Annotated in this window: 26 protein-coding genes and 1 riboswitch; of the genes, 14 read left to right on the top strand and 12 right to left on the bottom strand. The window is 68.2% G+C overall.

The genetic code is table 11. The annotated features are described in order from the left end of the window. Window position 1 precedes the first annotated feature (1 nt). Window positions 2-655 (top strand): DNA-3-methyladenine glycosylase family protein, encoded by a 654-nt coding sequence (locus ACO057_RS20690; RefSeq protein WP_421995018.1) that lies wholly within the window; start codon window positions 2-4, stop codon window positions 653-655. A gap of 35 nt (window positions 656-690) precedes the next feature. Here ACO057_RS20690 and ACO057_RS20685 read toward each other — a convergent pair whose 3' ends face one another. Together ACO057_RS20685 and ACO057_RS20680 are read right to left on the bottom strand one after the other, a co-directional pair. Beyond that, complete coding sequence (locus tag ACO057_RS20685) at window positions 691-978, bottom strand: cell envelope biogenesis protein OmpA (RefSeq protein ID WP_421995016.1); 288 nt, start codon at window positions 976-978, stop codon at window positions 691-693. Window positions 979-1,120: 142 nt separating this feature from the next. Next, the gene (locus tag ACO057_RS20680) at window positions 1,121-1,990 is read right to left on the bottom strand and encodes a tripartite tricarboxylate transporter substrate-binding protein (RefSeq protein ID WP_421995014.1); all 870 of its coding nucleotides are present in this window, start codon (window positions 1,988-1,990) and stop codon (window positions 1,121-1,123) included. Between the two features lie 233 nt (window positions 1,991-2,223). Between ACO057_RS20680 and lepA the strand changes: the two genes are divergently transcribed. Together lepA and ACO057_RS20670 are read left to right on the top strand one after the other, a co-directional pair. Continuing rightward, window positions 2,224-4,029 (top strand): translation elongation factor 4, encoded by a 1,806-nt coding sequence (gene lepA, locus ACO057_RS20675; RefSeq protein ID WP_421995012.1) that lies wholly within the window; start codon window positions 2,224-2,226, stop codon window positions 4,027-4,029. A gap of 60 nt (window positions 4,030-4,089) precedes the next feature. Then, window positions 4,090-5,028: an aldo/keto reductase gene (locus ACO057_RS20670; RefSeq protein WP_421995010.1), complete on the top strand. Its 939-nt coding sequence runs from the start codon at window positions 4,090-4,092 to the stop codon at window positions 5,026-5,028. Here ACO057_RS20670 and ACO057_RS20665 read toward each other — a convergent pair whose 3' ends face one another. Further along, on the bottom strand, window positions 5,029-5,610 hold the full coding sequence (locus ACO057_RS20665) for a helix-turn-helix domain-containing protein (RefSeq protein WP_421995008.1): 582 nt from the start codon (window positions 5,608-5,610) through the stop codon (window positions 5,029-5,031). It abuts the gene before it with no gap. Window positions 5,611-5,638: 28 nt separating this feature from the next. On the opposite strand from ACO057_RS20665, the gene ACO057_RS20660 reads away from it, so the two are divergent. Continuing rightward, the gene (locus tag ACO057_RS20660) at window positions 5,639-5,863 is read left to right on the top strand and encodes a hypothetical protein (RefSeq protein ID WP_421995006.1); all 225 of its coding nucleotides are present in this window, start codon (window positions 5,639-5,641) and stop codon (window positions 5,861-5,863) included. A gap of 62 nt (window positions 5,864-5,925) precedes the next feature. On the opposite strand, the gene ACO057_RS20655 is transcribed toward ACO057_RS20660, so the two are convergent. The 4 genes from ACO057_RS20655 to thiS all read right to left on the bottom strand — a co-directional run bounded on the left by ACO057_RS20655 (window position 5,926) and on the right by thiS (window position 9,355). Then, window positions 5,926-7,056 carry a type III PLP-dependent enzyme gene (locus ACO057_RS20655; protein ID WP_421995004.1) on the bottom strand — a complete coding sequence of 377 codons (1,131 nt, stop codon included), beginning with the start codon at window positions 7,054-7,056 and terminating at the stop codon, window positions 5,926-5,928. A gap of 421 nt (window positions 7,057-7,477) precedes the next feature. Continuing rightward, a complete protein-coding gene (locus ACO057_RS20650; protein WP_421995002.1) occupies window positions 7,478-8,257 on the bottom strand; it encodes an SDR family oxidoreductase in 780 nt (259 codons plus the stop codon). Between the two features lie 57 nt (window positions 8,258-8,314). After that, window positions 8,315-9,118, bottom strand: a complete 804-nt coding sequence (locus ACO057_RS20645; RefSeq protein WP_421995000.1) for a thiazole synthase — start codon at window positions 9,116-9,118, stop codon at window positions 8,315-8,317. Window positions 9,119-9,121: 3 nt separating this feature from the next. Beyond that, the gene (thiS, locus tag ACO057_RS20640) at window positions 9,122-9,355 is read right to left on the bottom strand and encodes a sulfur carrier protein ThiS (protein ID WP_421994998.1); all 234 of its coding nucleotides are present in this window, start codon (window positions 9,353-9,355) and stop codon (window positions 9,122-9,124) included. A gap of 42 nt (window positions 9,356-9,397) precedes the next feature. Then, window positions 9,398-9,509: riboswitch (TPP riboswitch) on the bottom strand. A gap of 157 nt (window positions 9,510-9,666) precedes the next feature. Between thiS and aroQ the strand changes: the two genes are divergently transcribed. From aroQ to aat, 4 genes are all read left to right on the top strand, one after another. After that, complete coding sequence (gene aroQ / locus ACO057_RS20635) at window positions 9,667-10,122, top strand: type II 3-dehydroquinate dehydratase (RefSeq protein ID WP_421994996.1); 456 nt, start codon at window positions 9,667-9,669, stop codon at window positions 10,120-10,122. Beyond that, on the top strand, window positions 10,119-10,589 hold the full coding sequence (accB, locus tag ACO057_RS20630) for an acetyl-CoA carboxylase biotin carboxyl carrier protein (RefSeq protein ID WP_421994994.1): 471 nt from the start codon (window positions 10,119-10,121) through the stop codon (window positions 10,587-10,589). Before aroQ ends, accB begins: the two co-directional genes overlap by 4 nt. A 16-nt stretch (window positions 10,590-10,605) precedes the next feature. Then, a complete protein-coding gene (accC, locus tag ACO057_RS20625) occupies window positions 10,606-11,949 on the top strand; it encodes an acetyl-CoA carboxylase biotin carboxylase subunit (RefSeq protein WP_421994992.1) in 1,344 nt (447 codons plus the stop codon). Between the two features lie 245 nt (window positions 11,950-12,194). Next, a complete protein-coding gene (aat, locus tag ACO057_RS20620) occupies window positions 12,195-12,860 on the top strand; it encodes a leucyl/phenylalanyl-tRNA--protein transferase (RefSeq protein WP_421994990.1) in 666 nt (221 codons plus the stop codon). Window positions 12,861-12,862: 2 nt separating this feature from the next. Here aat and ACO057_RS20615 read toward each other — a convergent pair whose 3' ends face one another. After that, a complete protein-coding gene (locus tag ACO057_RS20615) occupies window positions 12,863-13,387 on the bottom strand; it encodes a cytochrome b (RefSeq protein ID WP_421994988.1) in 525 nt (174 codons plus the stop codon). A gap of 125 nt (window positions 13,388-13,512) precedes the next feature. On the opposite strand from ACO057_RS20615, the gene ACO057_RS20610 reads away from it, so the two are divergent. Then, window positions 13,513-14,382 carry a hypothetical protein gene (locus ACO057_RS20610; RefSeq protein ID WP_421994986.1) on the top strand — a complete coding sequence of 290 codons (870 nt, stop codon included), beginning with the start codon at window positions 13,513-13,515 and terminating at the stop codon, window positions 14,380-14,382. Here ACO057_RS20610 and ACO057_RS20605 read toward each other — a convergent pair. Genes ACO057_RS20605 through ACO057_RS20590 form a run of 4 tightly spaced genes read right to left on the bottom strand, consistent with a single transcriptional unit; the run spans window position 14,355 to window position 17,713 of the window. Further along, window positions 14,355-14,822 (bottom strand): GNAT family N-acetyltransferase, encoded by a 468-nt coding sequence (locus ACO057_RS20605; RefSeq protein ID WP_421994984.1) that lies wholly within the window; start codon window positions 14,820-14,822, stop codon window positions 14,355-14,357. The genes ACO057_RS20610 and ACO057_RS20605 overlap by 28 nt on opposite strands. Before the next feature lie 4 nt (window positions 14,823-14,826). Next, on the bottom strand, window positions 14,827-15,774 hold the full coding sequence (locus ACO057_RS20600) for a ketopantoate reductase family protein (RefSeq protein ID WP_421994982.1): 948 nt from the start codon (window positions 15,772-15,774) through the stop codon (window positions 14,827-14,829). Next, window positions 15,771-16,541 carry a creatininase family protein gene (locus ACO057_RS20595; RefSeq protein WP_421994980.1) on the bottom strand — a complete coding sequence of 257 codons (771 nt, stop codon included), beginning with the start codon at window positions 16,539-16,541 and terminating at the stop codon, window positions 15,771-15,773. Before ACO057_RS20595 ends, ACO057_RS20600 begins: the two co-directional genes overlap by 4 nt. Then, complete coding sequence (locus tag ACO057_RS20590) at window positions 16,538-17,713, bottom strand: M20 metallopeptidase family protein (RefSeq protein ID WP_421994978.1); 1,176 nt, start codon at window positions 17,711-17,713, stop codon at window positions 16,538-16,540. The genes ACO057_RS20595 and ACO057_RS20590 overlap by 4 nt, the downstream gene beginning before the upstream one ends. Window positions 17,714-17,892: 179 nt before the next feature. On the opposite strand from ACO057_RS20590, the gene ACO057_RS20585 reads away from it, so the two are divergent. The 5 genes from ACO057_RS20585 to ACO057_RS20565 all read left to right on the top strand — a co-directional run bounded on the left by ACO057_RS20585 (window position 17,893) and on the right by ACO057_RS20565 (window position 22,989). Next, entirely contained in the window at window positions 17,893-18,861 is a 969-nt protein-coding gene (locus ACO057_RS20585; protein WP_421994976.1) for a Bug family tripartite tricarboxylate transporter substrate binding protein, read from the top strand. Between the two features lie 151 nt (window positions 18,862-19,012). Continuing rightward, the gene (locus tag ACO057_RS20580) at window positions 19,013-19,555 is read left to right on the top strand and encodes a hypothetical protein (protein WP_421994974.1); all 543 of its coding nucleotides are present in this window, start codon (window positions 19,013-19,015) and stop codon (window positions 19,553-19,555) included. 22 nt (window positions 19,556-19,577) lie between these two features. After that, window positions 19,578-21,080, top strand: a complete 1,503-nt coding sequence (locus ACO057_RS20575) for a tripartite tricarboxylate transporter permease (RefSeq protein ID WP_421994972.1) — start codon at window positions 19,578-19,580, stop codon at window positions 21,078-21,080. A gap of 138 nt (window positions 21,081-21,218) precedes the next feature. After that, window positions 21,219-21,377: a hypothetical protein gene (locus ACO057_RS20570; RefSeq protein WP_421994970.1), complete on the top strand. Its 159-nt coding sequence runs from the start codon at window positions 21,219-21,221 to the stop codon at window positions 21,375-21,377. Window positions 21,378-21,417: 40 nt separating this feature from the next. Further along, entirely contained in the window at window positions 21,418-22,989 is a 1,572-nt protein-coding gene (locus ACO057_RS20565) for a Na+/H+ antiporter (RefSeq protein ID WP_421994968.1), read from the top strand. Window positions 22,990-23,083: the final 94 nt, after the last annotated feature.

The raw sequence follows: 23,083 nt of genomic DNA, 5'->3' as shown, positions 1-23,083 counted from the left end.
GATGGCCGATTGGCAGACCGCCGAGCGCAAGCTGCTGCGCGACAAGATCCTGCGCCCCCTGATCAAGCGGGTCGGGCCCTGCACCATGGAGCATGTGCCGCGCGAGCCCTACGAGGCGCTGGTCCGCGCCATCTCGCACCAGCAGGTGCATGCGCGCGCGGCCGAGGCGATCCTGGGCCGCTTCATCGCGCTCTATCCGCATGACTCCTTCCCGCCGCCGCGCTTCGTGCTCGATCTGCCGCCCGAGGCGCTGCGCGGCTGCGGCTTTTCCGGCTCCAAGACGGTCGCCATTCGCGACATCGCCGAGAAGACGGTGGGCGGCCTGGTGCCAAGCCTGGAGGATGCGGAAGGCATCGACGACGAGACGCTGATCCGCCGCCTCGTCGCCATCCGCGGCGTCGGTCAATGGACGGTCGAGATGGTGCTGATGTTCACCCTCGGCCGGGCCGACATCCTGCCGGTGGACGACTTCGGCGTGCGCGACGGGTGGAAGCTGCTCACGGGCGCCGAGGCGCAGCTCAAGCCGAAGGAGCTGGCCGCGATCGGCGAGGCCTGGAAGCCCTGGCGCAGCGTGGCGGCCTGGTATCTGTGGCGCGCCTCGGACGAGGGAAAGAAAGTGAAGAAGATCGCCCCCGCTCCCGGCGAGTCCTTATAGGGACTGCCGGGGCGGCCGGCCGGAATCGGCCCTCGCTATTTTCCGTAGCCATAGGACGGCGGCGGGGCATAGCCCGGGGGCGGATAGCCGTAGCCGTAGGCCGGGGGAGGCGGCGCCGGCGTGGTGGCCGCTCCGACGAGCGCACCGCCCGCACCGCCGATCAGCGCGCCCGCCGCGGCGCCACGCCCACCGCCGGCCAGGCCGCCGATGGCCGCGCCGCTCAGCGCGCCGATTCCCGCGCCGCCGAGGGCGCGCTGGCCGGGGTCATAGGGGTTCGTGCAGCCCGCGCCGAGCAGAGCCACGCCCGCAAGCAGAACAACCATCGTCTTATTCATTCTGCCCAAGCTCCATCCACTGGCATGTGAAGCGAGGCTAACACCCCGCAAAACGCCTCACAATTGGTTTCGCGGAGCTCCTCCGCGCGGCCCGGCCGGGCAGGCTGGAAAGACCCGCCCGAGGCGAGGATCAGCCCGCGTTCTGCGGTTGAATTCCCGCCGAGCGCGCTGCCGCGCCCCACTTCTCCATCTCGGCGATGGTGAAGTCGCGGCTTTGCTCCGGCGTCAGGGTCGCGACCTCCGCGCCGAGCGTGCGGTGCCGGTCCAGCACCTCCGGCCGGTTCAGCGCGGCCACGATCTCGCGATGCAGCCGCGTCACCACCGGCACCGGCATATTCGCCGGCCCGATCACCATGCCCCAGGTCGAGGCCTCGAAGCCCGGCAGGAACTCGCCCATGGTGGGCACGTCCGGCAATTGCGGGGCGCGCGCCGCGCCCGTGGTCGCCAGGGCCTTCAGCGTGCCGGCCTGGATATGGGCCAGGGCCGCCGGCACCGTGTCGAACATCACGTCCACCCGGCCGGCCATCAGGTCGGGATGGGCCTGGGTGCTGCCGCGATAGGGCACATAGGTCATCTGGATGCCGGCTTGCTGGGCGAAGAGCAGCGGCGCCAGACGCACCACCCCGGCCGTCCCGGCGAAGGTCAGCTCCCCGGCGGGCTTGGACTTCGCCAGCGCCACGAACTCCGCCGGCGTGCTCGCCGCGAAGCCGCGAGCCGCGCACATCACCAAAGGCGTGCGGGTGGTCAGCGAAAGGAAGGTGAAGTCGCGGATGGTGTCGAAGGGCAACCGGTAGAAGGCCGCGTTGACCGGATGACCGACCGAGACGAGGCCGATCGTGTGCCCATCGGTCGACTTGGCGATGGCATCCGTCCCGATCACGCCATCCGCCCCGGCGCGATTTTCCACCGGCACGGGTTGGCCGAGGGCGGCCGCCATGGGCTCGGCGATCAGCCGCGCGGTGATGTCGGAGACGCCGCCCGGGGTGTAGGGGACGATCATTCGCAAGGGTCGCGTTGGAAAACCCTGCGCTTTCAGAGCATTGGCGCCGAGGATAAGGGAAGGCGCGGCCAGCAGGGCCGCGCGGCGGTGCAGGGTCATGGGACGTTTCTCCAGCCGGGATTGGCCCCCGGTCATGGGTTCATGCTGCGACATGTCGCGCGCAGCGGGAAGGGAAAGCTGAGCGCATGACTTCCACGCTTTCGCTCGGGCCTCTTTCGCCCTATCTCCCGCGCATGACCGAGACTCCTCTGCACCTGATCCGCAACTTTTCCATCGTCGCGCATATCGACCATGGGAAGTCCACGCTCGCCGATCGTCTGATCCAGACGACGGGAACCGTGGCCCTGCGCGACATGAAGGAACAGATGCTCGACAGCATGGACATCGAGCGCGAGCGCGGCATCACCATCAAGGCGCAGACCGTCCGCATCAGCTACAATGCCAAGGACGGCCAGACCTATACGCTGAACCTCATGGACACGCCGGGCCATGTGGACTTCGCCTATGAGGTCAGCCGCTCGCTCGCCGCCTGCGAGGGCTCGCTGCTGGTGGTCGATGCCTCGCAGGGCGTCGAGGCCCAGACGCTCGCCAATGTCTACCAGGCGCTGGATGCGGGCCATGAGATCATTCCCGTGCTCAACAAGGTCGACCTTCCCGCCGCCGAGCCGGACCGGGTGAAGCAGCAGATCGAGGACGTCATCGGCCTCGACACCTCGGACGCCGTGATGATCAGCGCCAAGACCGGCCTGAACATCGAGGGCGTGCTGGAGGCCATCGTCACGCGCCTGCCGCCGCCCAAGGGCGATGCCTCCAAGACCCTGACGGCCCTGCTGGTCGACAGCTGGTACGACGCCTATCTCGGCGTGGTCGTGCTGGTGCGCGTGCGCGACGGCCATCTGCGCAAGGGCCAGCGCATCCGCATGATGTCGAACGGCGCCGTCCATACCGTGGAGCAGGTGGGCTATTTCACGCCCAAGATGGTCGCCTGCGAGAGCCTCGGCCCGGGCGAGATGGGCTTCGTCACCGCCGCCATCAAGACGGTGGCCGACACCAATGTCGGCGACACCATCACCGACGACCGCAACCCCGCGACCGAAGCGCTGCCCGGCTTCAAGCCCAGCATTCCCGTGGTGTGGTGCGGCCTCTACCCCGTCGATGCCGACGACTTCGAGAAGCTGCGCGAGAGCGTGGGCAAGCTGCGGCTGAACGACAGCAGCTTCCACTACGAGATGGAGACCTCGGCGGCGCTCGGCCTGGGCTATCGCTGCGGCTTCCTCGGCCTGCTGCATCTGGAGATCGTGCAGGAGCGCCTCTCGCGCGAGTTTGACCTCGACCTGATCGCGACCGCGCCCTCGGTCGTCTACAAGCTGAAGAAGAACAACGGCGAGGAGCTCGACCTCCACAACCCCGCCGACATGCCCGACCCCACCCTGATCGCCGAGATCCAGGAGCCTTGGATCAAGGCCACTATCATGGTGCCGGACGAATATCTCGGCCCGGTCCTCACGCTCTGCAACGAGCGCCGGGGCCGGCAGGTGGAGCTGACCTATGTCGGCACCCGCGCCATGGCGGTCTATCTGCTGCCGCTGAACGAGGTCGTCTTCGACTTCTACGACCGCCTGAAGTCGATCAGCCGCGGCTATGCCAGCTTCGACTATGCGGTGGAGGGCTATGAGGCCGGCGATCTGGTGAAGATCTCCATCCTCGTGAACGCCGAGCCGGTCGATGCGCTGTCCTTCATGGCCCACCGCAACCAGGCCGACCGCCGCGGCCGGCAGATCTGCGAGAAGCTGAAGGACCTGATTCCCCGCCAGCTCTTCAAGATCCCCATCCAGGCCGCCATCGGCGGCCGGGTGATCGCGCGCGAGACGATTTCCGCGATGTCGAAGGACGTCACCGCCAAGTGCTACGGCGGCGACATCAGCCGCAAGCGCAAGCTTCTGGACAAGCAGAAGGAAGGCAAGAAGCGCATGCGGCAGTTCGGCAAGGTCGAAATTCCGCAAAGCGCCTTCATCGCCGCCCTGAAGATGGACAGCTGACCTTGCCGGCTTGCTGAGCCGGAGCCACTCTTCCGGCCCAGCAACGAAGGCAGGGCGTCCATGAAACAGCGCAATCTCGGAACCAGCGGCCTGCTGGTCTCCACTATCGGCCTCGGCTGCAACAATTTCGGCAGCCGGCTGGACCTCGAAGGCACCCGCGCGGTGATCCACGCGGCCTTCGACCATGGCATCACCCTCTTCGACACGGCCGACATGTACGGCAACCAGGGCGGCTCCGAGACGCTCATGGGCCAGGTGCTGGGCGATCGCCGCAAGGACATCGTGCTGGCCACCAAGTTCGGCCTGCCCATGGATGGCGAGAACGGGCGGCTCCAGGGCGGGTCGCGCCGCTACATCATGTCCGCCGTCGAGGCGAGCCTGAAGCGGCTCAAAACCGACTGGATCGACCTCTACCAATACCACAAGCCCGATCCGCTCACGCCCACCGAGGAGACGCTCCGCGCGCTGGACGACCTCGTGAAGCAGGGCAAGGTTCGCTACATCGGCTGCTCCAACCTGCCGGGCTGGCAGGTGGTCGAGGCGCAATGGACCTCGAAGCATCTCGGCCTGAACAGCTTCGTCTCCTGCCAGGACGAGTATTCGCTGCTGGTCCGCAAGGCGGAGCAGGACGTGGCCCCGGTCGCCGCGCGCTACGGCATGGGACTCCTGCCCTATTTCCCGCTCGCGAGCGGCATGCTCACCGGCAAGTACCGGCGCGGCGCGGCGAATCCGGCCGGCACGCGCATGGCCGGCACGGATCGCTATTCGCGCTATCAGACGGAAGCCAGCTTCGACGTGGTGGAGAAGCTGGAGGCCTATGCCAAGGCGCGCGGGCACACCCTGGTGGAGCTCGCCTTCTCCTGGCTTCTGGCCAAGGCGCCGGTGAGCAGCGTCATCGCGGGCGCGACCAAGCCGGAGCAGATCGCCGAGAACGTGAAGGCGGGGGATTGGGTGCTGACGGCCAGCGAGATCGGCGAGATCGAGGCCATCGCCGGCTGATCAGCGCCGCGCCAGCGTCACCAGGTAGCGGCAGGGCGACGCGGTGTGGTTCTCGTATTCGCGGTCCTGCGGCACGGCGAGATCGAAGGCCAGGCAATCGCCCGGCCGCAGGACGCTCGCTACCCCGCTTTCGCGAATCGTCAGGCCGCCCGCGATCAGCCAGACGCAATGCCCGCGCATGAAGGCGTAGGACGAGGCCGGATAGGCCACGCGCCCACCCGGCGGCATCTCCACATGGATCATCTCGGGATCGGCGCCCGGCGGCGAAAGCTGCCGGCGGATATAGCCCGTCTCCGGATCGGTCCAGACCGCCTGTTCGGAGGCGCGCGCGAGGCGCCCCGCCCCGCCATCCGATTCGGCCCGCGCCAGCAGTGCCGAGACCGTCAGTCCGAAAGCCCCCGAAAGCCGGCCGAGCAGCGTCGCCGTGGGGCTGGCCTCGCCGCGCTCCACCTTGCTGATCATGGCGCGCGACACGCCCGAGGCCGTCGCCAGCTCCGCGATGGACCAGCCACGCGCCTCCCGCTCGCGCCGGATTCGGCCGGCCAGGAGGGATTGCAAAGGATCATCCAGCATGATGGACATGATGCTACTTTAGTGGAAACATCGACGCATGGCCATCGATTCCAGCAAGCCGCCCGGACTGGGCCATAACGGCGGACCGCCGCTCGACCCCGACGCCTCCTGGCGCTCCTTTTGCTGGCGCAAATCCCACAAGAAGGCCTGGAAGACCCCACCGCGGGAAATCGCCCTGCGCCGCCTCGCCCGCGCCGAGGAGCTGGGCATGACCTACAAGGAATACACGCTCGAGATCATGGAGCGCGGCAAGTACCTCTGAAGCAAAAAGAGCCGCCGCGGTCATCCCGCGGCGGCTCTTTCGATTTCGGCGTGTGCCGGAGATCAGATGTAGTGCTCGGCCAGCGGCTCGAAGCCGTTGAACTTCTGGCTGGCATAGGTCGTCACATAGGCGCCGGTCGCCAGCAGTTCCACGCGGTCGCCGGAGGTCAGCGCCATCGGCAGGCGGTAGTTGGACTTCTCGTAGAGCGTGTCCGTGCTGTCGCAGGTCGGGCCGGCGATGGTCACGGGACCCTCGGCCAAGCCGTCATGCGGCGTGCGGAACGCGTACTTGATCGCCTCGCCCTCGGTCTCGGCCAGGCCGCCGAAGCGGCCGATGTCGAGATAGACCCAGCGGACGGGATCGTTCTCGGCCTTGCGGCTCACCAGCACGACCTCGGCCTGGACCACGCCGGCATCGGCGACCAGGAAGCGGCCGGGCTCGATCACGATCTCGGGCAGGGCATTGCCGAAATGCTCGGCCATGGCGCCCATGATCGCCGAGCCGAACTCGTCGATCTGCGGCACTTCGGACTTGTAGCGGACCGGATAGCCGCCGCCGAGATTGACCATGCGCACCTTCACCCCGGCATCCACCAGATCGGTGAACAGCATGGCGACCTTGGCGATGGCCATCTCATAGGCGGCGGTGCGGACCTGCTGGCTGCCGACATGGAAGGACAGGCCGAAGGGATCGAGGCCCATCTGCCCGGCCTTAACCATGAGGTCCTTCGCCATCTCGATCTCGCAGCCGAACTTGCGCGACAGCGGCCACTCGGCGCCGTCATTGCCGACGAGGATGCGGCAATAGACGCGCGAGCCGGGCGCGGAACGGGCCAGCTTCTCCAGCTCCATCTCGCTGTCGAAGGCGAACATGCGCACGCCGCGCGCATAGGCGGCCACGATGTCGCGCTCGCGCTTGATGGTGTTGCCGTAGGAGATGGCCTCTGGCTCGGCGCCGGCATCGAGGCACATCGCCACTTCCTGGAAGCTGGCGGCGTCGAATTGCGAGCCGAGGCCGACCAGGCGCTCCAGCACGGGCGCGGCCGGATTGGCCTTCACCGCGTAATAGATGCGCGCCAGCGGCAGGGCGTGGCGCAGCCGGCGGAAGTTTTCTTCCACGCGGTCCACGTCGAGCACCAGGCACGGCGTCGCCGGCAGAGTGTCAGCCAGGAAGCGAGCGACCTTCGGGGTCATCGCATGCACCTTCCACAAACATAGTGGAACCACCCCATCGGGGCGGCCCCAGATTGACGAAACGGTCGAACGAACCAGCGACCAGAAGAAAACCGGAAGGGTGAGCCCCCGGGGTTGCCAGAACGCTTGACGTCGTTGCGTAAACCTTGCGCCGCGGTGGCGAGCCCAAGTGAGGGACTCAGCTCCGTGGGCCTGGGGCCAGAGGCACGTGCGTACTGCGTCTTGTGTGGCGGCATGTAGGACTGCCGCTTCGGCAAAGCAAGCGGCTTTACGAGGGCAAACGAAGTTTTTTCGTGCCACCCCTGGGGGAGACCGGAAACCCCTCCGAAACTCCCCCTGGGGGTCACGACGAAACGCCCGAATGGCCCCCGGGGTTGCCGGAGTGTTTCCGGCGCACGTCAGGGATGCGCCGGACGCATTGTTACAGCGTGCCGGGGTAGGAACCGCCGTCCAGGAGAATGCTCTGTCCCGAGGTGAAGCCCGCATGCGCCGAGCAGAGGAAGGCGGCGAACGCCCCGAATTCCTCGGCCGTCCCCAGGCGCCCTGCAGGAATCGCCTTCACGGCATTGCGCTCCAGCTCCTCCATGGTCGAGGTGCCGGCCGCGACGACCTGGCGCCAGTTGCCCCGGATGCGGTCCGTGTCGAAGGGGCCGGGCAGGAGGTGGTTGATGGTGACGTTGTTCGACGCCACCCGCCGCGCCAGCGAGGCCAGCGCGCCCGTGAGACCGGCCCGCGCGCCGTTGGACAGCTCCAGCCGCGCGATCGGCGCCTTCACCGAATAGCTGGTGATGTTCAGCACCCGGCCGAACTTCCGTTCGATCATCTTGGGCAGCACGGCCTTGATGAGCGCGATCGGCGTCAGCATGTTGGCCTCGACGGCCTTCCGCCAGTCGTCCAGCTCGAAGCCGGAGAACTCGCCCTGGGGCGGGCCGCCGGCATTGGTGATGAGGATGTCGGGGTCCGGGCAGGCGGCGAGCACATCGGCCCGCCCCGCCTCGGTGGTGATATCGCCCTGGACGGTCTTCACGGAAACGCCCGTCGCGTCGCGAATGGCCTTGGCCGCGGCTTCCAGCGCCTCGCCGCCGCGTGCGGTGATGATGAGTTCCACGCCTTCGCGCGCCAGAGCCTCGGCGCAACCGCGGCCGAGACCCTTGGAGCCGGCGCAGACGATGGCCCTGCGCCCCTTGATGCCGAGATCCATGATCTTGTCCCTCCCTAGTGGTGAAGGGACAATCCTGCCTCGGCGCGGAACCCCCGGCTAGCGGATGAGCCCGGACATCGGGCTCGACGCATCCGCCCGGTAGTCGCGCGGCATGCGCCCGGCCAGGAAGGCCTCGCGCCCCGCGATCACCGCATGCTTCATCGCCACGGCCATCCTCACCGGGTCCTGGGCATGGGCGATGGCCGAATTGAGCAGCACCGCGTCGCAGCCGAGCTCCATGGCGAAGGCCGCCTCGCTGGCCGTGCCGATGCCCGCATCCACCAGCACCGGAACCTTGGCGTTCTGCTTGATGGTGCGGATCATATAGGGGTTCACGACCCCCATGCCCGAGCCGATCGGCGCGCCCAGCGGCATGATGGCCACGCAGCCCATCTCTTCCAGCCGCTTCGCCGCCACCGGGTCGTCCGCGCAATAGACCATGACCTCGAAGCCGTCCGCGAGCAGGGCCGCGGCCGCCTCGAAGGTGCCGGCCATGTCGGGATAGAGGTAGGGGGGCGGGCCCAGCACCTCGAGCTTCACGAGGTTCCAGCCGCCGGCCTCGCGCGCCAGGCGCAGGGTGCGGACCGCCTCCTGCGCCGTGTGGCAGCCGGCCGTGTTGGGCAGATAGGTGAAGTCCTGCGGCGAGACGAAGTCCTGCAGCATGGGCGCCGAGGCGTCGGAGAGATTCACGCGGCGCACGGCGACGGTGACGATCTCGGCCCCGCTGGCGCGGATGCTCTCGCCGGTCTCTTCCAGGCTCTTGTAGCGACCGGTGCCCACGATGAGGCGGGACTTGAAGCGGCGCCCGGCCACCTCCCAGCTGTCGTCGGTGATGGCGGGCGGGCGGATGTCGTCGGGCATGGTTCAGCCCCCTCCGATGAAATGAACGATCTCAATCGCGTCGCCGGCGCTGAGCATCGTCGTTGAATATTGCGAACGCGGCACGATTTCCAGGTTCCGCTCGACGGCGACCTTGCGTTCCGCCAGCCCGATCTCGGCCAGCAGGCCCGTGACGCTGGTGCCGGCGGGCACGGCGCGCATCTCGCCATTGACCGACAGCGCGATCTGAAGATTTGGTGGTGCCAGGGTATCAGGCATCTCTCGCTTCATCCCAAAACAGACTCGATGGGACGGGGAGGCGCGACGCCGATATCCCATCCCTATCGCCGGCATGACCCGGATCAGGTTCAAAGAGTTGACCGCGTCCGCGCGGAATCTCAGCCCTCCGGAAAGGGCTCCCCTTGGTTCGCCCAATGCTGCGTCCTGACGCCCCAGGAAGTCAACATCGGCTATTCGGGCAGATGGCCGCCGCGCCCCTCCGCGACAAGCCCCCGAACGCCCCGCGCTTGCCCGCGCCTCGCGTCGCGTGCTAGCCCCGGCCCCTTCGAGAGGCCCCTCCGGGAATCGACATGAACCTGATCGCCGTGTTCAACGGCCCCAATCTAAACATGCTGGGCACGCGCGAGCCGGAGAAATACGGCACCGCGACGCTCGACGATGTGGAAAACCTCTGCGCCGAAGCGGCGGAAGAGCTGGGGCTCGCCATCGACTTCCGCCAGACGAATGTCGAGGGCGAGCTGGTCTCCTGGATCCAGGAGTGCCGCGGCCGCGCCGCCGGCATCGTGATCAACCCGGCGGGCTACACCACCACCTCGATCGCCATCCTGGACGCGCTTCTCGCCGTCGGGCTGCCGGTGGTCGAGGTCCACATCACAAATATCCATCGGCGCGAGGAGTTCCGGCATAACAGCCTGGTCTCCAAGGCCGCCACCGGCGTCATCGCCGGCCTGGGCGTCGCGGGCTACGCGCTCGCGCTGCAGGCCATGGCGGGACTGATCGGCGGAGATGAGGACGAAGACGCATGACCAGTGGCATCCAGTTCGACGCGGAGGCGATCCGCAAGCTCGCCGAGATCCTGCGCGAGACCGACCTCACCGAGATCGAGATCTCCGAGAAGGACTCCCGCATCCGCGTGGCGCGCATCCTGCCGGCGGTGACGGTCGCCGCGCCGGTGATGGCGGCGGCGCCCGCCGCCGTGGCTGCGCCCGCCCTGGCAGCGGCCCCGGCCGTGGACCCTTCCGCGATCGACCTCAAGAATCCCGGCCTGGTGACCTCGCCGATGGTGGGCGTGGCCTATCTCTCGCCCGAGCCCGGCACGCCGCAGTTCGTGCAGCTCGGCGCGACGGTGACGCAGGGCCAGACGCTGCTGCTCATCGAGGCGATGAAGACCTTCAACCAGATCAAGGCCCCGCGCGCCGGCACGGTGACCCGCATCCTGATCGAGACGGGCACGCCGGTGGAATACGGCGAGCCGCTGGTCCTGGTGGAATAGGCCGGGAACCGGCTCGATGATCAAAAAGGTCCTCATCGCGAATCGGGGCGAGATCGCGCTCCGCGTTCACCGCGCCTGCCAGGAAATGGGCATCCGCACCGTGGCCGTGCACAGCACGGCCGACGCCTCCGCCATGCACGTCCGCCTCGCCGACGAGAGCGTCTGCATCGGCCCGCCGGCGGCGCGCGACAGCTACCTCAACGTCGCCGCCATCCTCTCGGCCGCCACCATCACGGGCGCCGACGCCATCCATCCCGGCTACGGCTTCCTCTCGGAGAACGCCGGCTTCGCGGAGATGGTGGAGGCCCACGGCCTCATCTTCATCGGCCCGACCGCCGCGCATATCCGCATGATGGGCGACAAGATCTCGGCCAAGAACGCCATGCGCGAGCTCGGCGTGCCGCTGGTCCCCGGCTCGAAGGGCGCGCTCGACACGCTCGAGGAGGCCCGCGAGGTCGCCGAGCAGATCATGTACCCCGTGCTCATCAAGGCCGCCGCCGGCGGTGGCGGGCGCGGCATGAAGGTGGCGCATTCCGCGGACGAGCTGGAGGAGGCCTGGCGCGTCGCGCGCACGGAGTCCAAGGCGGCCTTCGGCAACGACGCCGTCTATATGGAGAAGTACCTCGACAAGCCGCGGCATATCGAGCTCCAGGTCCTGGCCGACAACCACGGCAACGTGGTCCATTTCGGCGAGCGCGACTGCTCGCTCCAGCGGCGCCACCAGAAGCTGGTCGAGGAGGCGGGCTCCCCTGCCCTCACCGGCGCCGAGCGCGACGTCCTGGGCGCCCAGGTCACCTCGGGCCTGCGCAAGCTCGGCTACCGCAATGCCGGCACGCTGGAGTTCCTCTACCAGGACGGCCAATTCGCCTTCATCGAGATGAACACCCGCCTGCAGGTCGAGCATCCGGTGACCGAGATGGTCAGCGGGATCGACCTGGTGCGCGAGCAGATCCGCATCGCCTCGGGCGAGCCGCTCGGCTACGGCCAGGAGGACGTGACCTTCTCCGGCCACGCCATCGAATGCCGCATCACCGCCGAGGACGCCGTGACCTTCGCGCCCTCGCCGGGCAAGGTGAACACCTTCCACGCCCCCGGCGGCCTGGGCGTGCGCGTCGATAGCGCGCTCTACTCGGGCTATTCAGTGCCGCCGCATTACGACAGCCTGGTGGCCAAGCTCATCGTCCATGCGCCCGACCGCGACCGGGCCATCGCCCGCATGCGCCGGGCCCTGGAGGAGATGGTGGTCGACGGCATCGAGACCACGCTGCCGCTGCACCGACGGATCATGGCCGACCCGGAATTCCAATCCGGCGAGTACACGATCCACTGGCTGGAGCGCTTCGTCGGCCGGACGGACTGAGACGCCGCGACCAGCCGCCGCTTTTTGCGCGGCGGCGAGTTACATCATGCCGCACCCTATGCCCTCGCTTGAGCCGCGCTACGCGGCCAGGGGCCTTTGGGGTGCGAAGCAACATGAAAATTCTTACGTCAAGAGGCCGTTTCGAAACGGGCGGATCGGTGTCTAAGATGACGTCGTGGAATCCCTGAAGGCAAAGACCTCGCCCTCGCGCCCCGTGCGCCCAGCCGTGACAGGCTGATCCTCGCATGTCGCGCCGCCAGATGGACATCACGCCTGAGTTGATGTTGCGGGCATATCGGATCGGCCTGTTTCCCATGGCCGAGAGCCGCGACGCGAGAACGCTCTACTGGCTCGATCCGGAGCAGCGGGGCGTGATCCCGCTCACCGACTTCCACCTGTCCCGCCGGCTGGCGCGGCGAATGCGGCAATCGCCCTATCGAGTCACGGCGAATCGGGCCTTTGAGCGGGTTATCGACGAATGCGCCGCCCCCCGGCCGAGTTCGCCCGAGAGCTGGATCAATGCGGAGATCCGCGCGCTCTTCCTCGCCTTGCATGAGCAGGGGCACGCGCATTCCATCGAGAGTTGGCAGGGCGAGACGATCGTGGGCGGGCTCTACGGCGTCGCGATCGGCGGCGCCTTCTTCGGCGAGAGCATGTTCAGCCGGGCCGACGACGCCTCCAAGATCGCGCTGGTGAACCTGGTAGCCCGGCTGCGGCTGTGCGGCTTCACCTTGCTCGACGCGCAGTTCCAGACGGCGCATCTGGCGCAGTTCGGCACGCAGGAGGTGCCGCGCGCGATCTACAAGCGGATGCTCTCGCTGGCGGTGGACGTGCCGGCGGAATTCGCGTCCGAGCTGCCGGATGACGTGCTGGCCGCGGAGGTCGCGCAGCTCAGATCGGGGCCGGATTAGCGCTACACCATCCGCAGCAGGGTGCCGTCCTTGCGGATCGCCTGATGGAAGACGACCGCGCCGATATGCGCGCAGAGCAGCACCAGAATGGTCCAGCCCAGCCAGCCATGCAGCATGAGCAGCGTGTTCCCCACGCCTTCATTGGCCTCCATGAATTTGGGGAAGTCGATCAGCCCGAGATAGGCCGTACCGCCCGCCATGGGAAAGCCGAAGGCATTGGTCGTGAAGAAGCCCAGCAGCGGCTGCAGGATCAGCGACAGATAGAGCAGGTGATGCACGCCATTGGCCGCCATCCTGATGGGCGCCGGCAGCGCGGGATCGAGCGGCACCGGGTTCCTCACCCGCCAGAAGAGCCGCAGCGCGGCGACGATGAGAAGGGTGAAGCCGGCATTCTCATGGATGGCGTAGAAGGCGCCCTTGCTCTCCTCCGCCAGGTGCCCGATCACGAAGCCGGTCGGCAAGGCGACGAGCATCAGTCCGGCGGTGATCCAGTGGAACCATTTCGCCGCAGAGCCATAGCCGTTCATGCTGAACCTCCCTTTGGGATGGTTCCGATCCTGTCATGAGAATTTTCGCAGCGCACGCGGATTGGTCGGTCTCGCCCGCAAAACGCTGGGCCTGTTCGGCCGGGGCCAACGGGGCCGGCTGGCATATGCAGGCGCCGCGCCCGGCGCCCGACCTCGCGGAGCTGGCCGCATCGCTGCGGCGCGAGGACGTGCCGGCGGTGCTCGGGCTGGACCTGCCGCTCGGCGTGCCGCGGCATTACGCGGCGCAGCGGCCCGAAGCCGGCTTCGTGGACTTCCTGCGCGGCCTTGCCGGCGATCCGCGCTTCTTCACCGTGAATGCGGTGCTGCAGACGGTCGGTCTGGCGGCGCCCTTCTATCCCATGCGCGGCCTCAAGGGGATGACGCGGGCGAGCCATGCGGCCGCCCTCGGCCTGCCGGATGCCGATGCGCTGCATCGCTGGTGCGACCGCGCGACGGCCACCCGCCCGGCCGGCGCGCCGCCCTTCTGGACGCTGGGGGCGAACCAGTCCGGCAAGGCCGGGCTCTCCGCCTGGCGCGACTGGCTGGCCCCCGCCCTCGCCGCCGATGCGCCGCTCGACCTCTGGCCCTTCGCCGGCCCGCTGCACGGCCTGCTGCGCGCCGGCCGGCTGGCGGTGGCGGAGGTCTATCCGGCCGAGGCGCTACGGCAGCTCGGGCTGAAGCTGCGCGGCAGCAAGCGCGACCGCGCGGCGCGGCTGACGCTGGCCGGACCGCTGCGCGAGGCGATGGCGCGGCTGCGCGTGACGCCCTCGCGCGATTTGCTCGACGCCCTCGCCGATGGCTTCGGCGCCGATGCCTCCGGCGAGGACCGGCTCGACTGCACCCTCGGCCTGCTCGCCACGATCGCCGTGCTGGACGGCCACCGCGCCGATTTCATCCCGAAGGACGCGGCGGTGCGCAGTTGGGAGGGCTGGGTGCTCGGGCAGCACGAACTGCCGGCCTGGCTCGGTCAGCCGGCGGGCGCCTGCGCCACGTAGCCGGCCTTGCGCCCCAGCACGAAGCCGCAGCTTTCGTAGAAGAGCCGCACGCCCGGATCGGGCCGTGCGGTCAGCAGGTAGACGTGATACGCGCCCGCCTCCCAGGCCTTGGCCAGGGCCGCCTCGACCACCGCCCGCGCATGCCCCTGCCGCCGATGCGCCGCATGCGCGACGACGTTCTCCAGCAGCGCATAGGGCCTCCCGCCCCGCATGAGGTTCGGCATCGTCCCCAGCATGCAGCTGGCGACCAGTTCGCCCCCAGCCTTTGCCAAAAAACCGACCTCCGCCACGAAGAGGTGGCAATCCGGCCGCGCGAGGATCTCGCCGAAGATGCGCGAGGCCGTCGCCGGCGACAGTTCCGGCCGCTCCGGATTCAGGTGGAGATAGAGCGCCTGGAGTGCATCGAGGTCAGAAGCGACGGCGGCCCGGACGATGCGCATGGCCTCACGCCCCGTCCGCATAGGCGCCCTTCCGCGCCAGCGCCACCATCAGCTCCAGCATCGGTGCGCGCACGCCCGCCTGCTTTGCCAACTGCAGCGGCACGGTGAAGAGCGCGTCGAATTCCAGCCCGCGCCCCTGCTCCAGGTCCTGCAGGATGGAGGGCTTATGCGCGAGCACCACCGAACGCAGGATCTGCTTCTCCGCATCGCCCTGGATCGGATGGCCCAGCGCCCTGGCGATCTCCATCGCCTCGCGCATCACGGTCATTCCGGCTTCCATGATGACCGGCTCGTCGAAGGTGCCCTTCATGTGCCGGCGCGAGAGCAGGCAGATCGGCCCGTTCACCAGGTTGTTGAGCAGCTTGGTCCAGATCTCCGTGCGGATATCCGGCGAGGCCACGCCGCCCATGCCGCCCGCATCCAGCACCTCCGCAATCGCCTTCACGCGCGGCGAAAGGCTGCCGTCGAGCTCGCCGAAGAGCACCTTGCTCGTGGCACTCGCCACCTTCACCGTTCCGGGACTCGTGACCGTGCAGGCCGACCAGACCACGCCGCCGATGGTGCGCCGCAATCCGATCTTCTCCCGGACGGAACCGGTCGGGTCGAGCACCTCCAGCCCGTCGCCCCACCACCAGGGGATGCCGTTGATGACGAAGACCACCGGCGTATCCGGCCCAAGCAGCGGCGCGATGCTGTCGGCCACGGCGCTCAGCGCGGGCGCCTTCACCGTGATGATCACCGCATCCTGCGGGCCAAGCTTCGCGGGATCCTGCTCGGCATTCACCTTCACGTTGAAGCGGCCGTCCGGCGCATCGACGGTGATGCCGCCGGCGCGGATCCCCGCGAGCTGCGGCCCGCGCGCGATCACGCTCACCTCGGCCATGCCGCCGCGCGCCATGCGGCCTGCGACATGGCTGCCGATCGCCCCCGTGCCGAATACCGTGACCTTCATGCCGCCGCCCCCTTCATGGCGGCGAGCATCGTCGTCGCGGCCTCCACGAAGCGCGCGACGATCCGCGCGCCATGTTCCGCTTTCGCGCCCGAGGGATCGGCCGAAGCCACGCCGCCGGCGGCCACTTCCTCCGCCTCGATCGGCACGCCGAAATCCACGCCCGCCGCGCGGATCGTGCCGAAACCGCTGACCGGCTGGCCAAGGAAGGGCGGCAGCGCGGCGCGCGGCTTCATCGCCGCGGGCGTGCAGAGATCGGGCCGCAGATGCAGCGCGACGGAGGCGATGGGATCGCCGCCATGGCCGAGCGCTTCCATCGATCCGCCGAACTCCTTCTGCCAGCCGCCGGCCGACTTCCACAGATGCAGAACGGGCGCGACAACGCCCTGGCCGTGACGCAGCCTGCGCTGCGCTTCCTCGATGGAGGGGATGTTCCCGCCATGGCCGTTGAGGATGAGGATGCGCTCCACCCCGCCCTCATGCAGCGCGACGAGCATGTCCGTCACGACGGCGGTGAGAGTCGCGGGACTCAGCGCCACGCCGCCGGGCACGCCGCGAAAGAAGTCCGCGCCGCCGAAGGCCAGCGTCGGCAGGACGAGCACGTCGCCGGCCGCTTGCGCGATGCGCAGCGCGATGGCCTCGGCGAGCAGATAGTCGCCCATCGGCAGCGCGGGACCGTGGGTCTCGGTGCTGCCCATCGGCAGGAGAACGGCGTGGCCGGCGGCGATGCGCCGCGCGACCTCGGGTGCGGGGAGCTCGGCGATCCTCACTTGAGCATGTCCAGCGCGATGCGCGACAGCGCCTGAACGCCGAGCGCGATGCAGCGCTCGTCGGGCTGGTAGAAGGCGTTGTGCAGCCGGTCCTCGCGCCCCTCCGCGCCCGAGCCGACGCGCAGATGAAAGGCGGGCGCGCGCGAGGCGAATTCGGAGAAATCCTCCGCGCCCATGGAGGGATCGCTGTTCTCCAACTCCTCCCCGAAATGCGCGGCGACCGAGGCGATGGCCGGATCGAGGATGCGGTCGTCATTATAAAGCGCACCGCAGAGGCGCGTATACTCGATGCTCGCCGTCATGCGCATCGCCGCCGAGGTGTTCTCGACCAGGCGGCGGATCGCCCGCTCGGCCGTCTCGCGCGCCTTGGGATGCAGGCTGCGCACCGTGCCCTTCAGCGTCACGCGCTCGGGGATGATGTTGTGCGTCGTGCCGCCCTGGAACATGCCGACCGTCACCAGGCTGGGGTGGATCGGGTTCTGCTCGCGGCTCACCACGGTCTGCAGCTGCGTGACGATATGCGCGGCGCCGATGATGGGATCGACGGCCGCATCCGGATGCGCCGCATGGCCCGACTTGCCGCGCAGCACGATGTCGAACTTATCGGCGGCCGAGAGCGAAAAGCCGCGCACATAGCCGAAGCTGCCGACGGGCATTTCGGGATGGTTGTGGAAGCCGATGGCCATGTCGATGCCCTCGGCCGCGCCGTCCGCGATCATGGCCTTCGCGCCGCCCAGAATCTCCTCGGCCGGCTGGAAGATCAGCAGGATGCGGCCCCCGAGATTGGGCGCCAGGCCCTTCAGGACTTCGGCCACGCCGAGCAGCGTGGTCGTGTGGATATCGTGGCCGCAGGCGTGCATCTTGCCTTCGTTGCGGCTCGCGAAGGGCAGGCCCGTCTCTTCCTGGATCGGCAGCGCGTCCATGTCGGCGCGGATCGCCAGCGTCGGCCCGGGACGCCCGCCCTCGATCACGCCGAGCACGCCCGTCACGCCCACGCCCGTGCGATGCTCGATGCCCATGCGCGTCAGCTCCGCCGCCACGATACCGGCGGTGCGGACCTCCTCGAAACCGAGCTCGGGATGGGCATGCAGGTCACGGCGGATCTCGATGAGGCGCGGCTCCAGCGTCGTCGCGTGCTCGCGGATTCGCGCTTCTGGGTCGTTGACGATCATTCTTGGATTTCCAGAACGTGGGATGTTGCGTTGCAGCATCCTCGGCGCGGCTTTCAGGGCTGTCCAGTCGAGCCGTTTCGAGGGCTCGCCAAGCTTGCAGCAAGCTGAACGACATGCCATAGCCAGTGCCCAAGAATGTCTACCGAACAGACAAAGTTTGGCCGTGATTGGGAGTTACGATGGACCGACAGTGGCGTCGACGCGCGATCCTGGGAAGCAGCCTCGCGCTGCCGGCCCTTGCACGCGCGCAGACCGCCGCTTGGCCCTCGCAATCCATCCGCCTCGTCGTGCCCTTCGCGCCCGGCGGCACCACCGACCTGATCGCCCGCCTCGTCGCCACGCCGCTGCAGGAGCGTCTCGGCCAGCCGATCATCGTGGAGAACCGGCCCGGTGCCGGGGCCTCGGTCGGCAGCCTCGCCGCCGCACAGGCGGCGCCGGACGGCTACACCCTCGTGCTGTCGAACATCGCGAGCCACGGCATCTCGCCGACGCTCTACGGCAATCTGCGCTACGATGCGGTGCGCGACTTCTCCCATATCGCGCTGCTGACGCAGAACCCCTCGGTCTTCGTCGCCAATCCGCGCTCCGGCATCGCCAACCTCGACGACCTCGCGCGGCTGCACCGTCAGCGCGGCCTCGACATGGCGAGCAGCGGCTCGGGCTCCTCCAACCATCTGCTGATCGTGCGGATGGGCCAGATCCTGGAGCGCGAGATCAACCACATTCCCTTCCGCGGCGCCGGACCGGCCATGACGGCCGTGATCGGCGGCCAGGTGCCGCTGATGAGCGACAGCCTGCCCTCCGCCGCCTCGCATATCCGGCAGGGCAGCGTGAAGGCGATCGCCATGAGCAGCGCCGAGCGTCACCCATCCTTCCCGGATGTGCCCACCTTCCGCGAGCAGGGATACGACATCGTGGCGACCAGCTGGTTCGGCCTGTCCGGCCCCGCCAACCTGCCCCGCCCGATCGTGGACCGCCTCGCCCGCGAGGTCGGCACCATCCTGAGCAGTGATTCAACGCGAGCGCGCTTCGCGGAGATCGGCGGTTCCGCCGGCCATTTGTCGCCGGAGGAATACGCCGCTTTCGTGGCTTCGGAGGTCGCCCGCTGGGAGCCTCTGGTTCGCGAAACTGGCGCAAGACCTGACTGAGACGAAAGATTGAGACGGATTTACGGTTGCCGCTTGGCAGTTTAGTCGAAATGCCGGAAGTTGCCGGCCCGAGGCGGGGAGTGAGGATTTTATGAAGCTGAAATTGAATGGGAAGGACTTCGCATCAGGGATATTCCTGATCGTGATCGCCTTGGCCGGACTTTACCTGAACATGGACCACAGCCTGGGAAGCGCCCGGCGCATGGGTCCCGGCTACATGCCTATGATGGTCTTCTGGCTCCAGGCCGCGCTCGGCGCCGGCGTGGTGCTCATCAGCCTGTTCAGTGGCCCCGATCCGCTCGAGAAGTGGACCGGCATGGACGTTGGAACGCTGGTCGGCGGCATCGTCCTCGGCATCATCGCCTGGCGGATCTCACCCTCCGTCTGGAGCTTCTTCGGCCAGACCTACAATGCGGTCGGCCTCGGCATCATGGTCGGCTTCATCGTCATGGCCTTCTCGGCCGGATGGAAGCTATTGGCCATCATCTGCGCCTCGATCTGCCTCTTCGGGCTCCTGCTGGAGTCCGGCGGCTTCTTCCTGGCGCTCGCGGGCCTCATCATCACGAGCTGCCTCGCCGAGCACACGCATACCAAGAAGGGTATCGTGGGCGTCACCATCTTCCTGCTGATCATGTGCTGGTGGGTGTTCATCTACGAACTCGACATCCGCGTGAATCTGTGGCCGCAGTTCTGAGAGCGGGATAGGAAAAGCGACCATGGAACTTCTCATCTCCAACCTGCTGCATGGCTTCGGGGTTGCGCTTAGCATCCAGAACCTGCTCTTCGCGCTGCTGGGTGCGCTGATCGGCACCGCCATCGGCGTGTTGCCGGGCATCGGACCGGTGGCGACGATCTCGCTGCTGCTGCCGATCACCTTCGGCCTGCCGGCCACGACCGCCATCATCATGCTCGCCGGCATTTTCTACGGCGCGCAGTACGGCGGCTCCACCACGGCCATCCTGCTGAATCTGCCGGGCGAAGTGTCGTCCGTCGTGACGACGCTCGAAGGCTATAAGATGGCCCGCAACGGCCGCGCCGGCGCGGCGCTGGCCACGGCGGCCCTCGGCTCCTTCTTCGCCGGCACGGTCGCCACCGTCCTCGTCGCGGCCTCCGGCCCGATGCTGACGCAGGTGGCGCTGAGCTTCGGCCCGGCCGACTACTTCTCGCTCATGCTCCTCGGCCTGATCATCGCCTGCGTGCTCGCGCAGGGTTCGATCGTGAAGGCCATCGGCATGGTGGTGCTCGGTGTGGCCCTCGGCCTCGTCGGCACGGACGTGCAGACCGGACAGCAGCGCTTCACCTTCGGCATCCCCGAGCTGTCCGACGGCATCGGCTTCGTGCCGATCGCCATGGGCATGTTCGGCATCGCCGAAATCGTGCTGAACCTCGAGCGTCCCGAGTCCCGCTCGGTGATGAGCACCAAGGTCGGCCAGCTCTGGCTCACCAAGGAAGAGTTCCGTCGTGCGACCCCGGCCGTGCTTCGCGGCACGATCGTGGGCAGCTTCCTCGGCATTCTGCCGGGTGGCGGCGCCTCTCTTGCGGCCTTCGGCTCCTATATGATGGAGCGGAAGATGTCGAAGGGCCGGCACCTGTTCGGCACGGGCGCCATCGAGGGCGTGGCCGGTCCGGAAGCCGCGAACAACGCCGCGGCGCAGACCAGCTTCATCCCGCTGCTCACGCTCGGCATTCCGTCCAACGCCGTCATGGCGCTGATGGTCGGCGCGCTGATCATCCAGGGCATCCAGCCCGGCCCGCGCATGGTCGAGGCCCAGCCGGACCTCTTCTGGGGTCTGATCGCCTCGATGTGGATCGGCAACGTCATGCTGCTCGTCATCAACCTGCCGATGATCGGCATGTGGGTGAAGCTGCTGCAGGTTCCCTACCGCTTCCTGTATCCGTCGATCCTCGTCTTCTGCTGCATCGGCGTGTACTCGCTGAACAACAACGTGTTCGACGTCTACATGACGGTCGCCTTCACGGTCTTCGGCTACCTCTGCAACAAGCTGAAGCTCGAGCCCGCGCCCTTGCTGATCGGCTTCGTGCTGGGGCCGATGATGGAAGAGCACCTCCGCCGCGCCATGCTGCTGTCGCGTGGTGACTGGTCGGTCTTCGTCCAGCGTCCGATTTCCGCGACCATGCTCGGCATCGCGGCCATCGCGCTGATCCTGATGGCTCTGCCGAACATCCGGAAGGGCAAGGAAAAGGCGATGGCGGAATAACAACCGCCCCATCGCTGACTTGAAGAGACGCCCCGGGGAGACCTCCCCGGGGCGTTTTTTTATGGCCGGCCGTCGCGGGCAAAAGGTGGCCATGGCTTCGCCGCGGCCTGCGTGGCAAACTCGTTTCGGAGGTGCCCCATGGCCTGGATCGTTCGTATCGCGCTTTTGGCGGGCGGTGCCGCCGCCGCCTGGTTCGTCGCGCCCGATGCCCCCAACTACTCGATCGTTCAAGGAATGATGACGGTGCTCATCATCGCCATCGCCGTCTTCGCCGCAGCTCTCATCCGCCGCCGCTGATCCCTCCCCGGCGGCCTCCAGCCAAAGGTCCAGGTGCCTCATGGAGATCGTCGAGGTCCTCCTCGCACTGATGGCCGCCTGCGTCGTGCTGGCCGTCCTCGCCCGCCTCGCCGGCGTGCCCTATGCGGTGGTGCTGATCCTGGGCGGGATCGCCCTCTGCTTCATTCCCGGCCTTCCGCGCATCACGCTCGATCCGGACATCGCGCTGACCTTCTTCCTGCCTCCGCTTTTGGTCGGCAGCGCCTATCGCACCGACTGGCGCGCCTTCCGGCGGAACCTGCAGCCGATCCTGCTGCTGGCGCTGGGCTGCGTCGCCTTCACCGCCTTCGCGATCGGCGCCCTGGCGCGCCTGCTCATCCCCGATATCCCCTGGGCGGCCGCCATCGCCCTCGGCGCCATCCTCGCCCCGCCCGACGCGGTCGCGGCCTCGGCGGTGCTGCAGCGCCTGAAGCTGCCGCCGCGCCTCGTGACCGTGCTGGAGGGCGAGAGCCTGGTGAACGACGCCTCGGCGCTGGTCATCTACCGCTTCGCCGTCGCCGCCGTGGCGGCCGGCAGCGTCTCGCCGCTGGACGCCGCGGGCAGCTTCCTCCTCGTCGGACTGGGCGGAATCGCGGTGGGTCTGGCCTCCGGCTGGGCGGCGGTCTGGCTCATCCTGCGCCTGAAGGACCCGCTGCTCGAAGTGACTCTGACCTTCCTCGCCGCCTTCGCCAGCTATCTGCTGGCCGAGGCGCTGGGCATCTCGGGCGTGCTGGCGGCGGTGACGGCGGGCATCATGGTCGGCCAGGCGCAGCACCGCTTCACCGCCCGCACGCGCCAGGAGGCGCGCTCGGTCTGGAACTTCGTCGAATTCGTCCTGACCTCGCTGATCTTCATCCTCATCGGGCTGCAGCTGAAGGACATCCTCACCCGGCTGGAGGGGCGTGGCGTCTGGGAGCTGATCGGCCTCGGCGTCCTCGTCTCGCTGGCGCTGATCGCCTCGCGCTTCGTCTGGATTTTTCCGGCCATGTGGCTGCCGCGCCAGCTCCGGAGCGTGGCGCGGCACGACCCCATGCCGCCCGCCTCCATTCCGAACATGATCGTGCTCTCCTGGGCGGGGATGCGGGGCGTGGTCTCGCTGGCGGCGGCCATCGCGCTGCCGGCGGCTTTCCCCGAGCGGGACATCATCGTGTTCCTGGCCTTCTGCGCGATCCTGGCGACGCTGGTGGTGCAGGGCACGACGCTGGAATGGGTCATCAGGCGCGTCGGGCTGAACATGCCGGCCCACGCGAACGGGATCGATATGGCGGAAGCCAAGGCCCGCCATGCCGCGGCGACGGCCGCGCTGGCCGCCGTGCAGGCCCGCGCGGCGGACGTGCTCTACGGACCGATCGCGGCCGATCTCCTGCCGGAGTTTCAGGACCGCGCCAACCACCTCCAGCGCGTGACCAAGGGCGGCGGCGCGGCGGCGGCCGAACGCGCCGCGCGGCGGGCCGTGCGGCTGGAGGCCCTGGCCGCGGCGCGCGAGGCGTTGCGCGCCTGCCAGCAGGACAAGGATCTGCCCGAGGAAATGCTCGCGCGCCTGCGCCAGGAATACGACTATGAGGAGAACCGGCTGCGTCAGGCCATGGGGTGAGGATGCGCATCCGGATGGACCATCCATCGATCACCGGGCTATTTCGTGAATCCGCCGCCAGGACGCCAATGACCCGGCGAGCGGCCGCGCCGCC

It is taken from the genome of Roseococcus sp. (genome assembly GCF_965227005.1).
Taxonomy (GTDB): domain Bacteria; phylum Pseudomonadota; class Alphaproteobacteria; order Acetobacterales; family Acetobacteraceae; genus Roseococcus.
Note: the sequence above shows the minus strand (reverse complement) of the source record. Positions and strands in the feature narration are given on the sequence as shown.

Bases quoted from the DNA above. Each gene is read 5' to 3' on its own strand.
- ACO057_RS20570 (WP_421994970.1), top strand. From the start codon at position 21,219: ATGGCCTGGATCGTTCGTATCGCGCTTTTGGCGGGCGGTGCCGCCGCC.
- accB (WP_421994994.1), top strand. From the start codon at position 10,119: ATGACCAGTGGCATCCAGTTCGACGCGGAGGCGATCCGCAAGCTCGCC.
- accC (WP_421994992.1), top strand. From the start codon at position 10,606: ATGATCAAAAAGGTCCTCATCGCGAATCGGGGCGAGATCGCGCTCCGC.
- ACO057_RS20660 (WP_421995006.1), top strand. From the start codon at position 5,639: ATGGCCATCGATTCCAGCAAGCCGCCCGGACTGGGCCATAACGGCGGA.
- ACO057_RS20590 (WP_421994978.1), bottom strand. From the start codon at position 17,713: ATGATCGTCAACGACCCAGAAGCGCGAATCCGCGAGCACGCGACGACG.
- ACO057_RS20605 (WP_421994984.1), bottom strand. From the start codon at position 14,822: ATGCGCATCGTCCGGGCCGCCGTCGCTTCTGACCTCGATGCACTCCAG.
- ACO057_RS20610 (WP_421994986.1), top strand. From the start codon at position 13,513: ATGCAGGCGCCGCGCCCGGCGCCCGACCTCGCGGAGCTGGCCGCATCG.
- ACO057_RS20575 (WP_421994972.1), top strand. From the start codon at position 19,578: ATGGAACTTCTCATCTCCAACCTGCTGCATGGCTTCGGGGTTGCGCTT.
- aat (WP_421994990.1), top strand. From the start codon at position 12,195: ATGTCGCGCCGCCAGATGGACATCACGCCTGAGTTGATGTTGCGGGCA.
- ACO057_RS20585 (WP_421994976.1), top strand. From the start codon at position 17,893: ATGGACCGACAGTGGCGTCGACGCGCGATCCTGGGAAGCAGCCTCGCG.
- thiS (WP_421994998.1), bottom strand. From the start codon at position 9,355: ATGCCTGATACCCTGGCACCACCAAATCTTCAGATCGCGCTGTCGGTC.
- ACO057_RS20670 (WP_421995010.1), top strand. From the start codon at position 4,090: ATGAAACAGCGCAATCTCGGAACCAGCGGCCTGCTGGTCTCCACTATC.
- ACO057_RS20565 (WP_421994968.1), top strand. From the start codon at position 21,418: ATGGAGATCGTCGAGGTCCTCCTCGCACTGATGGCCGCCTGCGTCGTG.
- ACO057_RS20650 (WP_421995002.1), bottom strand. From the start codon at position 8,257: ATGGATCTCGGCATCAAGGGGCGCAGGGCCATCGTCTGCGCCGGCTCC.
- ACO057_RS20680 (WP_421995014.1), bottom strand. From the start codon at position 1,990: ATGATCGTCCCCTACACCCCGGGCGGCGTCTCCGACATCACCGCGCGG.
- ACO057_RS20665 (WP_421995008.1), bottom strand. From the start codon at position 5,610: ATGTCCATCATGCTGGATGATCCTTTGCAATCCCTCCTGGCCGGCCGA.
- ACO057_RS20615 (WP_421994988.1), bottom strand. From the start codon at position 13,387: ATGAACGGCTATGGCTCTGCGGCGAAATGGTTCCACTGGATCACCGCC.
- ACO057_RS20600 (WP_421994982.1), bottom strand. From the start codon at position 15,774: ATGAAGGTCACGGTATTCGGCACGGGGGCGATCGGCAGCCATGTCGCA.
- ACO057_RS20685 (WP_421995016.1), bottom strand. From the start codon at position 978: ATGGTTGTTCTGCTTGCGGGCGTGGCTCTGCTCGGCGCGGGCTGCACG.
- ACO057_RS20690 (WP_421995018.1), top strand. From the start codon at position 2: ATGGCCGATTGGCAGACCGCCGAGCGCAAGCTGCTGCGCGACAAGATC.
- ACO057_RS20655 (WP_421995004.1), bottom strand. From the start codon at position 7,056: ATGACCCCGAAGGTCGCTCGCTTCCTGGCTGACACTCTGCCGGCGACG.
- aroQ (WP_421994996.1), top strand. From the start codon at position 9,667: ATGAACCTGATCGCCGTGTTCAACGGCCCCAATCTAAACATGCTGGGC.
- ACO057_RS20645 (WP_421995000.1), bottom strand. From the start codon at position 9,118: ATGCCCGACGACATCCGCCCGCCCGCCATCACCGACGACAGCTGGGAG.
- lepA (WP_421995012.1), top strand. From the start codon at position 2,224: ATGACCGAGACTCCTCTGCACCTGATCCGCAACTTTTCCATCGTCGCG.